This is a genomic window from Eilatimonas milleporae (genome assembly GCF_003688555.1).
GTDB classification, from domain to species: domain Bacteria; phylum Pseudomonadota; class Alphaproteobacteria; order Sphingomonadales; family Kordiimonadaceae; genus Eilatimonas; species Eilatimonas milleporae.
In genome coordinates, this window is sequence record NZ_REFR01000011.1 from 177854 (window position 1) to 192910 (window position 15057).

The following is a 15057-nucleotide window of genomic DNA, read 5'->3' on the forward strand; positions in this document are numbered from 1 at the left end:
ATTTTATACGTCTCTATCTTCTCTGATTAGAAAAAATATATCGTATGCTGACCATGTATACGGTAAGCATGGCACATCGTGGCCTCTCCACTATATTATGGGGCAGGGTTGAAAACGCATGGCCGGGCTGACCACGCGCAAGGATGCGGCGGTACGGTAAAATGAAGCAGCGGACTTTAGGGAACGTCGAGGAATGTCAGTAGTCATACAAGCTCCCGCTGACGGCGGAGGGGATGTTCAAATTCTGGAATCCGCGGTGGTCCGCTTCGCCGGGGACAGCGGCGACGGCATGCAGTTGACGGGCAGCCAGTTCACCACATCGACCGCGCTGGCGGGCAGCGATCTCGCGACCTTCCCCGACTTTCCGGCGGAAATCCGCGCCCCCGCCGGCACCACATTCGGCGTGTCGGCCTTTCAGATCAATTTCGGTGCGAAGAATATCCGGACGGTGGGCGACCGCCCCGATGTGCTGGTCGCCATGAACCCGGCGGCGCTCAAGGTCAATCTGGACACGCTGCGCCCCGGCGGTCTTCTCGTCGTGGACAGCGGCAGTTTCACCAAACGCAACCTGCAAAAAGCCGGGTATGAGGCAAACCCGCTTGAAGACGACAGTCTGCACGACTATCAGCTCATTGATCTGGATATTTCCAAGCTGACGCTCGAATCGGTCAAGCCGTTCGGTCTTGGCAACAAGGATGCCCTGCGCTGCAAGAACATGTGGACGCTTGGGCTGGTGCTGTGGATGTTCAGCCGCAAGCGTCAGCCGGTCGTTGACTGGCTCAACAAAAAGTTCGCCAAACTGCCCGATGTGGCCGGCGCCAATGTGGCCGCGCTCAACGCGGGCCATGCCTTCGGCGAGACGGCGGAACTGTCCGCCACCGTCAAACGCTATCAGATCGGCGCCGCCCATGCCGCGCCCGGTCTCTACCGCACGGTGACGGGCAGTCAGGCCCTGTCCTGGGGTATTGTCGCGGGCGGCGAGCTGGCGGGCCTGGACATCGTGCTTGGCTCCTACCCTATTACGCCGGCGTCGCCCATTCTGCATACGCTGTCGGGCCTCAAGGATCTCGGCGTTGTCACCTTTCAGGCCGAGGATGAAATCGCCGCCATCGGTGCTGCCATCGGCGCCTCTTACGGCGGCGCGCTCGGCGTCACCAGTTCCTCCGGCCCCGGTATCGCTTTGAAGACCGAGGCTCTCGGCCTTGCCATTTCCACCGAACTGCCGGTGGTGGTGATCAACAGTCAGCGCGGCGGCCCGTCCACCGGCCTGCCCACCAAGACCGAACAGTCCGATCTGTATCAGGCCGTCTATGGCCGCAATGGCGACGCGCCCATCCCGGTGATCGCCACCCGCAGTCCGGGCGACTGCTTCGACGTGGCGATCGAGGCCTGTCGCCTCGCCGTCAAATATATGACGCCGGTGATGCTGCTGACCGACGGTTTCATTGCCAATGCGGCCGAACCCTGGGCCATTCCGGACGTGGATGCGCTGGAACCCTTCAAGGTCGCCTTTGCCGAAGCCCCGGCGGACGGCGCGGATTTCAATCCTTTCCTGCGCGATGCCGACACGCTGGCCCGCAACTGGGCCGTACCCGGCACCCCCGGCACGGAACACCGCATCGGCGGTCTGGAGAAAAGCTTCGACACCGGGCATATTTCCTATGACCCGGAAAACCACCAGAAAATGACCGACACCCGCATGGACAAGATCGCCGGCATCGCCCGCGATATTCCGGCGCAGACGCTGGAGCAGGGCACGCAGGACGACACGCTGGTCGTTGTCGGCTGGGGCTCCACCTTCGGCCCGATCGCCGAGGCCGTGCGCATCGCCCGCGAGGACGGGTTGAAGGTGGCGCATCTGCATCTGCGTTATCTCAACCCTTTCCCGGCCAATCTCGGGGACCTGCTTCGGCGGTTCCCGAAGGTTCTGGTGCCGGAAATGAACGCCGGCCAGTTAAAGACGGTGTTGCGGGATACGTTCCTGATCGACGCGCGGCCCTTGAACAAGGTTTCGGGCCAGCCTTTCAGGATCGAAGAATTATTGACGGCCATCCGCGCCGAAGTCAGCGCCTAAGGGAAGGCACACACGATGAATGAAATGACAGCCCCGCCGACTGCCGCAGACGCCGTCAAACTGACGGCCAAGGATTTCGCCACCGACCAGGAGGTGCGCTGGTGCCCCGGTTGCGGCGACTATGCCATTCTGAAATGCATGCAGCGCACCCTGCCGGATCTGGGTGTGACCCGTGAAAACACCGTTTTCGTCTCCGGCATCGGCTGCTCCAGCCGCTTCCCCTATTATATGAATACATACGGCTTCCACACCATCCATGGCCGCGCCCCCGCCGTTGCCACGGGGCTGAAGCTGGCCAATCCGGACTTGGATGTGTGGGTGGTCACCGGCGACGGCGACGGCCTGTCCATTGGCGGCAACCATCTGCTGCACGCGCTGCGCCGCGATGTGGATTTGAATATCCTGTTGTTCAACAACAAGATTTACGGCCTGACCAAGGGGCAGTATTCACCCACCTCCGACATCGGCACCCGCTCGCCGTCGACCCCGCAGGGCTCCATCGACCCGACGGTCAACCCGATTTCTTTTGCGCTTGGCGCCAATGCGCGCTTTGCCGCCCGCACGGTGGACACGGCGCAAAAACACATGCCCGAGGTTTTCACCCGTGCCCACGGGTTCAAGGGGGCGTCTTTTGTCGAAATCCTGCAAAACTGCATCGTCTATAACGATGCCGCGTGGAAATCGGTGACGGAGAAAAACGTCGTCGCCGACCGGCAGCTTCTGCTGAAGCATGGCGAGAAAATGCTGTTCGGCGCCAATGGCGACAAGGGTATCCGCTTCAACACCGCCACCTTCGCGCTTGAGGTCGTCACCATCGGCACGGACGACATCACGGCCGACGATGTGCTGACCCATGACGAAACCAATCTGCAACTGGCGCGGATGCTGGCCGAACTGGGCTCAAACCCGGATGAGCCCATGGCCATGGGCGTGCTCTACGCCGCGCCTGCGGACACCACCTATGAAGCCGCCGTTCTGGCCGATGCCCGCGCCCAGCGCGGCAAGCGTACGCTGAAGGATGTTCTTTTCAGCGGCCAGACGTGGGAAGTCGCCTGATCTTTCCCAGCGGCTGCCCGGTTCGTGGACATGGTTCGTGGACACTCGAACTCGTTGACGGTTTGACATCGTTGATGCCCTGACACGTTGCGGCATCGGTGCCGGGCTGCTTGCCCGGCGCCATCCGCCCTTTGTGCCATAGACTGCCCATACAGACCCCGAACAAGGCTCGATACAGGCCTGTATACGGCCAATCAGTGTCATCAATCCTTCATCGCCCGGTATAAGGCGATGCGCTATACTCTCCCTGATTGTATCCGGAAGTCGCCATCATCACAAAAGGGGAGTCGCCATCATGTCCAGACCAGCCCGCGCCGTCTATGCCGAGGGGTGCATGTATCCGCACGCCGCCAACCCGCAACCGGTGCCCACCACCATATCCCAGGTGCAGCAATCCGGTTTTCAGTCACTGATCCTGGGCCTGTTTCACATTGGCCGCGATTACGACATCCAGCCCGCCCAGATCATGGGCGACCTTTATTACAATGACACGCTTGTCTTTTCCAAAGGGCAGTATGTGGGCGATGCGTCCTGGCCCGGTCAGATCGGCACCGTTATCGGTGGCACGGTCGACCGGGTGTGCGCGTCCATCGGCGGCGGCTATCCGGTCATGGATTTCCAGACCATCCGGAAAATCTACGCCGACAATAACAACTCCTTCGACGGCACCAATCTGATGGCCAATTTCAAAGCCTTGCGCCAGACACTGCCCGCCATCAGCGTCATCGATATGGACTGCGAGGACACCTATGACCGGCCGTCCTTCGTCGCTTTCTGCCGCATGCTGATTGGCATGGGTTTCGACATCACCTTCTGCCCCTATACCAACCAGTCCTTCTGGGTCGATTGCCTGGCGGACCTGAACACCGGCAATCCCGGCGCGGTGGCATGGTGGAACCTGCAATGCTATGACGGCGGCGCCCAGAACCGCGACCCGCAAACCTTTCAGGGCTGGGCCACCGCCATCACCCAGGCCATTCCCGGCTTCGATACCGATGCCTTCATCATGGCCGGCGACTGGACCAATGACAGCCCGGACGCGGTCAAGGCCCTGATGCAAAAGCTGGAAGGCGAACCCGCCTTTGGCGGCGGTTTCCTGTGGACGCTGGATGCCATGCTGTCCGGCGGCGAAACGCTGATCGCGGCTTACGCCCAAGCCATACCGGAAGGGGTCGCCCTCACCGTTTGACGGCGGCTGCCGTCAGGCTCAGCGTGCGGGCGTCGGCGTCCAGCCGCGCCCGTGCGCCGATGGGCAGGGTCAACTGGTCCGTCCTGTGCCCCGCCATCAGGCCCAGATATGCGGGTTTGCCGGCGCGGCGCACATGGTCGCGCAGGATGTCGCTCAGCGCGAAGGCACCAAAACCGTCCCCGTCCGGTCCCACATCCGTGAACCCGCCGAACACGATGCCCGCCACCCGGTCCAGCACACCGGCCTGACCCAGCGTGGTCAGCATCCGGTCCACCCGGTAGATCGCCTCGCCGATATCCTCCAGAAACAGGATCGCCCCGGCCATGTCCGGCATGTAGGGCGTGCCGACAAGCGCCGTCAGCACCGTCAGATTGCCGCCCGCCAGCCATCCCTCCGCCGTGCCGCCGGCGATGGTTTGCAGTCGGCCCCGGTGGCGGGCCAGCGTCCCGCCCGTGTGCGGCGGATGGGCAAACGGCCCGGACCCGCCGGCGAACAGTAGCCGCCGTGCCGCGTTGACGCTGAACGATGTCCACTCGGACGTGGCGTTCGGCCCGTGAAAGGTGACAAGCCCGGTTTTGCCCGTCACTGCATTCAACAGCGCGGTCACGTCCGAAAACCCCATTAGGATTTTCGGGTTCTGCCGGATGATGTCGAAATCCAGATGGGGCAGGGTGCGCGCCGCGCCCCACCCGCCCGACAGGGCCACCACCGCCTTGACCGCCGGGTCGGTGAAGGCCGCCATGATGTCGGCGGCGCGGGCCGCGTCCGTGCCCGCGAAATAGCCGTGCCGGTCCAGCACATGGTCGCCGACGGACACATCCAGTCCCAGGCCGGCCATGTTCTCCCGCGCGATCTCGATGCGCACATCCTCGTAAATGACGCCGGCCGGCGCGATCAGCCGCACCCGGTCGCCGGGTTTCAGGCTCTGCGGCAACAGGGCCGGTCTATCCTGCCCTTGTTGTACCCCTTGTCCCTGCTGTGCCCATACAGCTGTCGGCAGCAGGGTGGCGGCCGATGTGGCCCCGATCAGGCTCAGAAACTGGCGTCTGTCCATGGCGGTCATCCCCTAAACGGCTCTGTCTTGCCACAGGTGGCACGGACCTCTCAAGCCCGTGTCGCTCAGGCTCCTGAATAAAGGGCGTCAAACACTGGAGGCAATGGCCGCGCGGGTCCGTTATCCGGGCGATACCGTCATGGGATTGAAGACGATGCGCTTTGCCTTTGCCATGGTCCTGATGCTGTTTTTCATGGGGTGCGATGCTCCTGTCCGGGCCGGGGACAGGGTCTTCACGCTCAGGGTTTTGACATTGAATCTCAATGCGCTGCCGGCCCCTCTCGGGGCGGGAACGGCCCCCCTGATGGACCGCATCGCCGCCATCCTGCGGGAACGCAGGGGCCGCGATGACCATCCTCATATCGTCCTGCTGCAGGAAGCCTTCAATGAATCGGCACTCACTGTTGTGGAGAACAGTGGCTATCCCTTCCGCCTGCGCGGCCCCGGTGCCGGGGACCGTGACCCGGCACCGGGCGACATGGCCCCCCCGCTGCCGTCCCTGTTCGGTTTTGCCGCGCTCGGTATTCCCAAACTGGTGGGCAGCGGCCTCTATATTCTGTCCGATTTTCCCGTCGAACGGTCGGCGGCCGCGCTCTTTGGCAACGGCGCCTGCGCCGGGTTCGACTGTCTCGCCAACAAAGCGGCGCTGTGGGCACGGGTCAGGCTGCCGGATATGGCGGTGCCGGTGGATATCGTCACCACGCATATGAACTCGGACAGAAGCGCCGGCGTGTCGCTGGCCGCGCGCACCAATGTCCATTTTCAGCAGGCGCGCATTCTCGCGCGGTTCCTGCGGCGTATCTCCGGCGACGGCGCCCCGCTGATCATCGCGGGCGACGTCAACACGAAATTCGCCCCCCGCCGCGCCTTCTTCCGCCATTCGGTCATGGCCATCGACAGCAGCGAGGCCTGTCTGATGCGGTCCGGAGACTGTCACATCGGACAGCGGACAGCGATGCCGGACATTCTCGACCAGACCAATGACAAACACTATTTCCTGCCGGGTGTCGGCATACCCGTGCGCCCGGTTTTCGTGACCCGCAATTTTACCGAAACGGTGCGTGGCCGGCCGTTGAGCGACCATGCCGGTTTTGAAGTCCATTACCGTATCGGTGGGCGCCCCGAGAATGGACCCGAGAGCGCACTTGAGAACGAACCCGAGAGCCTTCCGGATGCGTCCTCCGACAGTCTCTCTGATGCTCTGGCCGCCCATGGTGCTCATGGGGCTGTGGACGCCGATGATGCGCAGGTAGCCGCTGCGCCAGCCCACGGCATGTCGCGCCGTTGTCACGGCGAGACCGGTCCCCAGGCGTTTTTCACCCTGCAGGGCCTGAAACGGCATGGCGGCCGGCTCAAGGTTTCACTCTATGGTGGCCGCAGGCAGGATTTCCTGTTGGAAGCCCCGGCGGCCACAATGATGCGGGATATGCCGTCCCCGCCGCTGGCCTGCATATCCCTGCCCGGATCAGGGCCGTTTGCCCTGTCCGTGCATCACGACCGCGATGCGGACGGGGATTTTGACACGCCTGGCGACGGCTTCGGGTTTGTCAACGTACCGGTGGCGCCGTGGCATCCGCGTGACCCGGTGCATGTCGCCTCGCATGTCCGGTCCGGTCCTCTTGGCGTGGCCGTGACCATGGCATATGGCGATTTTGGTGGCGCGGTACCCGGTGACGGCGCGCATTTTGATGATCCTTTCGGCGGTGCGACCCCCGCCGCCGGATATCGCTGACGCGAAGGACCTGTGTTGATCGTGACGGACGCTGTAAAAAAAGCCGCGCGCCTGACGGTCACACGCAAATGGGCTATCCTCGGCCTTGCCATGCTGCTTGTGGTCGCGGCGGTCCTGGCCGCCCGGGGCTTAAGCATCTCGACGAAACTGGAAGCCCTGATGCCCGAAGACGCCGTCAGCGTCCGGACCCTCGGCGCCGTGATGGAAAAGGCCGGCAGTTTCGCCTCCATCCAGGTGGTGATGGAAGGGGACGACACCCGCCGGATCGAAGAGGCCCTGTTCATACTGGAGGCGGTGACAAGGCGCCTGCCGTGGAGCGAAAGTGTCCAGTATTTCGAGGATATCGCGGTGCTGGAACGGCACAAGCTGTTGCAGCTCAGCGTGCCGCAACTGGAAAAACTGGAAACCCGGCTGGAACGTGAAATGCTGGCCGCAACCGCGCGCGAGTTTCAGCATAAGACCGGCATTCCCCTCAACATCCATCTCTCCGGCGCCGGTATCAGCGTATCCAGTGCCGCCTCCGGCGATGACAATACCGGCGATACTGGCGACACCGTCGATGCCAACTGGCGTGACAGCCTGTTGCAGCCCGTCCGGACGGAAAAACGTTTCACATCCGACGACGGCCGCTCCCACGCCCTCGTGATCTGGCCCAAACCCGGATATGAAGGCCTGGCCGAGGCGAAAAAAATGGTCGCCGACATCGCCGCCATCATCGCCGCCCTGGAACTGAACGACCCCGGCATCGGCCTGCGCGTCGGCATCGCCGGGCGTATCCGCAACAAGGTGGCCCAGTTTGACGCCGTCATCCGCGATGTGACGGTCGGACTGGGCAGCTCGGTGACATTGATCATTCTGCTGCTGATCGTCGGGTTCCGTAGCCTGATCGCCGTGCCGGTCATTCTGCTGCCGCTTGTCATCGGCATCACATGGACCATCGGCCTCACGGCGCTTGTCGTCGGCGGGCTGAACCTCGTGACGATTTTTCTGGCTCTGATCCTGTTCGGGTTGGGGGTCGATTTCGGGATTCACAATTTCAGCCGCTATGCCGAGGCCCGTGCAGCCGGCCTGCCGCACATGCGCGCCATTGAACTGATCGTCACCCAGACGGGCGCCGCCTCGCTGGTCGCGGGGATGACCACGGCCGCCGGTTTTTTCGCCCTGCTATTGACCGAGTTCCGCGCCTTCCGCGAATTCGGTTTCATTGCCGGCAGCGGCATCCTGTTGACTTTTCTGGCCATGTACACGGTTTTCCCGGCCCTGTTGTCGGTGGTGGAAAAACGGGTGACTTGGGCGCGCACCACCGGTCAGACTGTAGTGTCCAGCCCCGTTTCCAACCCCAGGCGTCCGCCGTTTTTCTTCCACCGTCCCTATGCCACCCTTGCCGCCTTCCTGCCCATGATACTGGTGGCCGTTTTCTCGGCGCCGCAGCTTTCCTTTGAAAAGGATTTCAAGAATATCCAGGCCCCGCGCTCGCCGGACCATCAATGGGCGACCGCGCGTTCCAAATCCATTTTCAAGGGCGGTCATGATCGGGCGGTGCTGGTTGTCGATACCCTGGACGAGGTCGAGGCGATCGAGGCCTATTTCGAGGCCTACGCCAAGCAGGACACGGCAAGCCCGACAATCGCCGGGGTGACAAGCATCCGCAACTTCGTCCCCGACAAGGCGGAACAGGCCGACCGTCTGGCGGTCATCAACAGGATGTGGGACACACTGGACAAGGGCACGCCCATCCCCGAAGCCCTGGCCGACAAAACCGACTATCTCAGGATCGGCATGCTGGAAACCGCTGACCTGCCCCAGGGCCTGCAACGCGTGTTCCTCGGCGGTGGCGACGATCCGGGCTATCTGATGTATATCTTCAATGCGGTCTCCATGGACGATGCCGATCTCGCCCGGCAGTTTTATGACGATGCCGCCGCCTTCACCGTTGGCGGCAGAACCTATTATCCCGCCTCCGAGGCCTTTGTCTTTGTTGAAATGCTGGCATTGATGAAGGCGGACGCGGCCCGGGCCGTCGGTCTGGTCGGCGGCGTGACCGCGCTGATCATCCTGTGTTTCGCGCGGTCCGTCGTCGCGGCGGCCGTCATCCTGCTGCCCACCGCTGCCGGGCTGCTGTTCACCCTGGCACTGATGGCGGCCACCGGCCTGCCGCTGTCCATCATCAATATGGTGATCCTGCCGTCGCTGGTCGGGATCGCCGTTGACAACGGCATCCATATTTTCAGGCGCTTTCAGGAAAGCGGCGGGGCCGTCATGGATGTGATGGCGACAACGGGCCGCGCCGCCACGGTCACCACATTGACGACCCTGATCGGTTTCGGCGGTCTGGTGACGGCCTCCATGGGCGGTCTGCGCTCCATGGGGGTGCTGGCGCTGATCGGGTTCAGCGTCTGCCTGCTGTTGACATGGACGCTTCTGCCTGCCCTGCTGCTGCTTTTCCGGCGGCGGCTGACGGGTGCGCCCCACCGGGAAGGCACGGTCCCGTCGTGAGCGCTTTGGCCCAAAATTGCAGACTTACAGAAACCATAGGCTGATGAAATTTAAGGGGATGATCCGGGAATGAAGGACATATTGATCGTGGCGGCCGGCATGGGGACCCGGTTGCGGGGGCAGGGCGCGCTGAAGCCGCTGGTGGATCTCTGCGGACGGCCGCTGATCGAACATGCGCTCAGTGCCGCCTTCGCCGCCGGGATTGACCGCGCGACGGTGGTTGTCGGCTACCGCGCCGACAGTCTGCGCGCCTATCTCCGCGACTTGTCGGCGCGGCGGGGCTGGGCCATCGCGACGGTCGACAATCCCGATTACCGTCAGCCCAACGGCCTGTCGGTGCTCAAGGCGAAAGGCCGGCTTGCCGGGCCGTTCTGCCTTGCCATGTGCGACCATCTGGTCGAGCCCCGGCTCTATACCCGCCTGATCGCCGCCGCACGCAAGGACGACGAAGTGGCGCTGGCGCTCGACCGCCGCCTCGACAATCCGTTTGTCGATCTGGACGATGTCACCCGCGTGTGCACGGGCGGCCGACACATTGTCGATATCGGCAAGGGCATCGCCACGTTCAACGCCTTCGACACCGGGGTGTTCGCCGCCGGCCCGGCACTGTTCGAGGCCCTGGAAAAAAGCGCCCGCGACACCGGCGATATGTCCATTTCCGGCGGGATGAAGGTTCTGGCGGCACAGCACAGGGCCATCGGCGTCGATGTGGGCGACAGTTTCTGGATCGATGTGGACAGCCCCGACATGCATGCCCGTGCCGCCGCGTGGCTGGCGGACCGGCCGGCGGCCATGGACGCGCACCCGGCCTGACCGCCGCCTGCCTTCCCCATTACCCCGGTCCGGTTACGGCCGCCCGGACGCGGGGGCTTTCAAACGCCGCAGGATGTGCCTGTCCTCAGGGGTCAGGGCCAGCAGCCGCGCCAGTCCCAGAAACAGGACGATGGCCAGCAGGATCACGGCGCCGGATACATCGCCCCGCTCCAGCACCGGCAGTTGCCGGCTCGCTACAAGGGCCAGGCCGACCGCCGCCGCCAGCGCGGCGGGGACCGCGAAGGCACCGTTGATAATGCGGATATTCAGACAGCGCCGGATCATGACCAGACGGCAGGCGGCCAGTCCCGCCATAGCGATCAGGAACCCGGCGGCCGCGCCGGCGGCCCCGGCGAGCGGCGCCAGCAGGGATATGGCGGCAAATTCGACCGCCAGCGTCAACAGGACCAGACGTAACGGAATGCCCGGCCGGGCGAAGACCAGCGGCGTTTCCGTCAGGGCGAAACTGCCGTCCAGCAGTTCGGCCGCCAGCAGCAGCGCCAGCACCGTCATACCGATGCTGAAATGGTCGCCGAACAGGCTCAGCAATGTGTCGCCGAACACAGCGAACGGTACCGTCAGCGCCAGTTGCAGGGTGAAGACCCAGCGGCAGATCCCGGCCAGCTGCGCCCCGATCGCGGCGCGCTTGCGCTGGTGGTGCAGTTTCGCCAGCACCGGCGCGGCCATGGGCTCGAAAAGCTGGTGGACCTTGTGCGGCACCGTGACGATCTGCTGTGCCATGTAATAGACGCCGGTCGCCTGATGGCCCGCGAACAGCGACAGCAGCAGGATATCCGCCCGCCGGAACATCATCACGCCGATATCGGTGATGCCGACCGGCAGGCTCTTGCGCAAACTGTTATAGAGTGCGGCCGGACGTACCCGTGCCGCCGCCAGCGACCGCACGCCGTAGGCCCGCGCGAGCCCGGCGGCGATGCCGGCGGCGGCGGCCAGCGCCGACAGGGCATAGGCCGTCAGAAGACCGGTTTCGCTGAACCCCGCGCCGTAAAGGACGGCGGCGGCGATCAGGAAGGTCCACGGCTCCATGACGCAGCGGGCGGCGACCTCCCATTTGATGATGCGGCGGAAGCGGATGGCGGTGCCGGCTACATCGGCGAACACGATACCGGGTACCGCCAGATACAGCAGCGGCGGCATGGCCTGCTCGGGAAACAGCAGCGGCCATATCAGGCCCAGCACCAGCGACAGCAGCGCCGACAGCATCAGCGATGCCGCCAGGGCCGCCTTCACCGTGCCGCGCACGGCCGCTGCCGTCTCCGCGTCCCGGTCCGTATGGTCGCGGCCGCCGGTCACCGCGCTCAACTGGTCCAGGAGGCTGCGTTTCAGGCCCAGCACCGCGATGGCGGCCAGAATTTCGGTCAGCGCCGCCACCTGGCCCAGAAGGCCCAGTGCAGTGGCGCCGTACAGCTGACCGGCGATCAGCATCAGGATCAGACGGGCCAGCATGCGCCCCCCGAATCCGCCGAGCGAGGCCAGCACCCCGCGGGCGATGTCGCGGATATCGCTCAATGTTCCCATGGCTCAGAACGGCTGGTACAGACGCAGGCTCTGCGTCACCAGCGCCTTTTCCTGACGCCGTTCCGCCAGCAGCAGACCGGCCATCACAAGGTTCAGGACAACCAGTTCAAAGACGAAATACAGCAGCGGCTGTCCGGCAAGCGCGGTCACAAAGATCATCAGGGTGCGGTTGTTGGCGTTCAGCAGGCTCCACACCCGGACCATGCCGGCGGTGCTGCGCAGGGCCAGCGCCCGCAACCGCTGTCCGCGCTCCGTCCCGTCCAGATCGGCCAGGCGTGCGTCCAGACCGTTGTCGCTGCCCGTCACCAGTTTCTGCGCCCCTTCATACAGCCGCACCGGCAGAACGCGGATGTCGAAGCCAGTGCCTGTATCGGTGACCGCACCGGTATCTGCCCGGCGTGCCGACATACCGGCGGCCCGGCGCTGGTATCTTTGCCGGCGTTCCTCGTATCCCGCCGCCTGCACGGCGTGGGACACCCCGGCGCCGACCACAAGCCACCATATGGCCGGGGACTGCCCGCTTTCCACAAGATGCAGGGCCAGCGCCACATAGACGGCGGTAAAGACCACATGGTCGCAAACGCCGTCGATGACACGCCCGAGCGCGCTGGTCTGTCCGGTGGCGCGCGCCACCCGGCCGTCCGCCCCGTCCAGAATGTGCCAGCATACCATGGCCGCGAACCCCCCGATGGCGGACCCCGCCTGCGGCAGGTGGTAATACAGCCAGCCCGCCAGCAGCCCGAAGCCAAGCCCCAGGATGGATATGGCATTGGGACTGATGCTAAGCGCGATGGCCGCTTTTGCCGCAAGCGCTGACAGCGGATGGATGAAATACCGGTTGGAGGCATCCTCGATCACCGCCGGCCGGCCATATTCATGCAGGGGCCTGTCCCCGCTGCCCTCCGGGATTGGTGTGCCCCCCGCATCGGTAACTGGTCGGGCCTGCTGCCTGCCAGCCTGCCCGTCAGTCTGGACATCAGCCTTGTCATCAGGCTGCAAGGACCCGTGCGGCGGGGGGGCGGTGTCCGGTGCCGGCATGTGCGTCAAAACCTGTTTGAGGCCCTGTGGCGCCGGACGCCGCGGATGCGGCGCCCGGCATGAGAGAGGGTTGCGGAACCGCCGGATCGGTCTGTTCTGCCTGGACGATCCCGGCGGCCTGTACGGTTCCGGCGGGCCGGTCAGCCGGCGACCGCGCGCACCGGCGCGGTCTTGCCGTCATCGCGGTCTTTGCCCTGGGGTTCAGTGCCTTGGATCCCGGCCGTGTCCTCGTCCGGTACGGCCCTGAGCGGCGCGCCGCTGATGAAGGTCTCGGTCATCAGCCGGGCCTCGTCATCCGTATGCTGGACCGGCGGATGCTTGCAGAAAAAGGCGGACGGCCCCTCGACCATGCCGGCATGGCCGCGGTCCAGCGCCAGTTTCGCGCAGCGGATGGTGTCGATCGCCACGCCTGCGGAATTGGGTGAATCCTCCACCGACAGCCGCATCTCCAGGTTCATCGGCACATCGCCGAACAGCCGGCCCTCCATACGCAGGAAGCAGACCTTGTTGTCATTCTGCCAGGCGATATAGTCGCTCGGCCCCACATGGATGTTTTCGTCCGCGATGCGCCGTGCCGCCACCGATTGCACCGCTTCCGTCTTCGACGCCTTTTTCGAGGCCAGCCGGTCCTGGTTCTTCATGTTGAGGAAATCGGTGTTGCCGCCGGTGTTGAGCTGATAGGTCCGGTCCATCGCCACGCCGCGCTTGGCGAACAGGTCGGTCAGCACCCGGTGGACGATGGTCGCGCCCAGTTGCGCCTTGATGTCGTCGCCGATGATCGGCAGGCCCGCTTTCTCGAACCGTTCGGCCCACACCGGATTGCTGGCGATAAAGACGGGGATGTTGTTGACGAAGGCGACGCCCGCCTCAAGCGCGCAGTCGGCGTAAAATTCCGTCGCTTTCTGGCTGCCCACCGGCAGATAGTTCATCAGGATGTCCACACCGGCCGTCCGCAGTTCGCGGACGATGTCGTCCTTGTTCGGTTCCGGTGCGTTCAGCGGCATGAAGGTGCGCTCGTCGGCGTAATCCTTCATATGGTCGGAATGGCCGTCGAGAATGCGGCCCATTTTCACCGTCACACCCGTCTGCGGTATGCTGTCGTGGAAAACCGTGGTGCAGTTGGGCTTGGCGAAAATCGCCTCGGCCACGTCCTTGCCCACCTTGCGCTGGTCGATGTCGAAGGCCGCGGCGATGCGGATGTCCGACGGACGGTATCCGCCGATCTCCTCGTGCAGCAGCCCGGCAGCGTCGGTTTGCGCCGCGCCCCCGTAATAGTGAATCCCCTGCACAAGCGAGCTGGCGCAGTTGCCCATGCCGACAATGGCCACATTGATGGGTCGGTCGGTCGATACGGTCATCCAAATTCCTCCGAAAGTGATCGTACGCTTTCACCGGCTAACGGAGCCCCCGCCGCACCGCCTCCACAAAACTGTAAAAAAACCTGCAAACCAGCGAAACCTTTCCTCCGATAGTGGTATCGGCTAGGCTCGCGCCATGTGTGACAGAGTAAAAACCGCGAGGCAGATCGTGGCCGACAAAAGCCAGGCCGGGCGCACCCTGGAGGACCTGTTCCGTCTGCAAAGGCGGCCGCTTTTGCGTTTTGTCACCGCCCGCGTCGGCAATGAGACCGAGGCGGAGGAAATCGTCCAGGAGGCCTTTATCCGCTTTCAGTCCAGATACGATCCGGCGGCCATGGCATCGCCGGCAGCCCTGCTCGCCCGCATCGCCGCCAATCTGGTGATCGACCGCGCGCGCGAGAAAAACGCCCGCGCCCAGCGCGAGGATGCCTGGGGCAAGGCGCACACCGCCGGCGCCGGCGACGGCCTCGCCCCGTTCGCCACGCTGGACCCGGCGCGCGAGCTGGACGCGAAACAGCAGGTCGCCGCCGCCATGGCCGTTCTCGACGCCCTGCCGGACAAAACCCGCACGGTCTTTTTGCTGCACCGGTTCGAGGGCCTGTCCCATGCCGAGGTGTCCGAGCGGACCGGCATTCCCAAAAGCACCATTGAAAAACACATGATCCGTGCCATCAGGGCGCTGGCGCATCTGCGCGGTACATAATGATC

General features: G+C 64.2%; 11 protein-coding genes. 7 read left to right on the forward strand and 4 right to left on the reverse strand.

Going from position 1 to position 15057, the window contains the following annotated elements; translation table 11 throughout:
• The first annotated feature begins 193 nt into the window (after positions 1 to 193).
• The 3 genes from BXY39_RS08990 (at position 194) to BXY39_RS09000 (ending at position 4319) form a co-directional block, all read left to right on the forward strand.
• Positions 194 to 2074, forward strand: a complete 1881-nt coding sequence (locus BXY39_RS08990; protein ID WP_121938537.1) for a 2-oxoacid:acceptor oxidoreductase subunit alpha — start codon at positions 194 to 196, stop codon at positions 2072 to 2074.
• 15 nt (positions 2075 to 2089) lie between these two features.
• Positions 2090 to 3130, forward strand: coding sequence for a 2-oxoacid:ferredoxin oxidoreductase subunit beta (locus BXY39_RS08995; protein WP_121938538.1), 1041 nt, complete (start codon positions 2090 to 2092; stop codon positions 3128 to 3130).
• Between the two features lie 295 nt (positions 3131 to 3425).
• On the forward strand, positions 3426 to 4319 hold the full coding sequence (locus BXY39_RS09000) for a hypothetical protein (RefSeq protein WP_121938539.1): 894 nt from the start codon (positions 3426 to 3428) through the stop codon (positions 4317 to 4319).
• Here BXY39_RS09000 and BXY39_RS09005 read toward each other — a convergent pair.
• Positions 4309 to 5373 carry a S66 peptidase family protein gene (locus tag BXY39_RS09005; protein ID WP_170163732.1) on the reverse strand — a complete coding sequence of 355 codons (1065 nt, stop codon included), beginning with the start codon at positions 5371 to 5373 and terminating at the stop codon, positions 4309 to 4311. The two genes, BXY39_RS09000 and BXY39_RS09005, sit on opposite strands and share 11 nt — an antisense overlap.
• Before the next feature lie 58 nt (positions 5374 to 5431).
• Here BXY39_RS09005 and BXY39_RS09010 point away from each other — a divergent pair, with 58 nt between their 5' ends.
• The 3 genes from BXY39_RS09010 to BXY39_RS09020 all read left to right on the forward strand — a co-directional run bounded on the left by BXY39_RS09010 (position 5432) and on the right by BXY39_RS09020 (position 10414).
• Positions 5432 to 7105, forward strand: coding sequence for an endonuclease/exonuclease/phosphatase family protein (locus BXY39_RS09010; RefSeq protein ID WP_147453524.1), 1674 nt, complete (start codon positions 5432 to 5434; stop codon positions 7103 to 7105).
• Between the two features lie 21 nt (positions 7106 to 7126).
• On the forward strand, positions 7127 to 9601 hold the full coding sequence (locus BXY39_RS09015; RefSeq protein ID WP_147453525.1) for an efflux RND transporter permease subunit: 2475 nt from the start codon (positions 7127 to 7129) through the stop codon (positions 9599 to 9601).
• Between the two features lie 69 nt (positions 9602 to 9670).
• Positions 9671 to 10414: a phosphocholine cytidylyltransferase family protein gene (locus BXY39_RS09020; protein ID WP_121938543.1), complete on the forward strand. Its 744-nt coding sequence runs from the start codon at positions 9671 to 9673 to the stop codon at positions 10412 to 10414.
• 33 nt (positions 10415 to 10447) lie between these two features.
• Here BXY39_RS09020 and BXY39_RS09025 read toward each other — a convergent pair whose 3' ends face one another.
• From BXY39_RS09025 to BXY39_RS09035, 3 genes are all read right to left on the reverse strand, one after another.
• Entirely contained in the window at positions 10448 to 11953 is a 1506-nt protein-coding gene (locus BXY39_RS09025) for a lipopolysaccharide biosynthesis protein (protein WP_121938544.1), read from the reverse strand.
• Positions 11954 to 11956: 3 nt separating this feature from the next.
• Positions 11957 to 12991, reverse strand: a complete 1035-nt coding sequence (locus BXY39_RS09030) for a CDP-alcohol phosphatidyltransferase family protein (protein WP_121938545.1) — start codon at positions 12989 to 12991, stop codon at positions 11957 to 11959.
• Between the two features lie 140 nt (positions 12992 to 13131).
• Positions 13132 to 14349: an inositol-3-phosphate synthase gene (locus BXY39_RS09035; protein WP_121938546.1), complete on the reverse strand. Its 1218-nt coding sequence runs from the start codon at positions 14347 to 14349 to the stop codon at positions 13132 to 13134.
• A 169-nt stretch (positions 14350 to 14518) separates the two neighbouring features.
• Between BXY39_RS09035 and BXY39_RS09040 the strand changes: the two genes are divergently transcribed.
• Positions 14519 to 15052, forward strand: a complete 534-nt coding sequence (locus tag BXY39_RS09040) for an RNA polymerase sigma factor (RefSeq protein ID WP_211332159.1) — start codon at positions 14519 to 14521, stop codon at positions 15050 to 15052.
• Positions 15053 to 15057 lie beyond the last annotated feature (5 nt).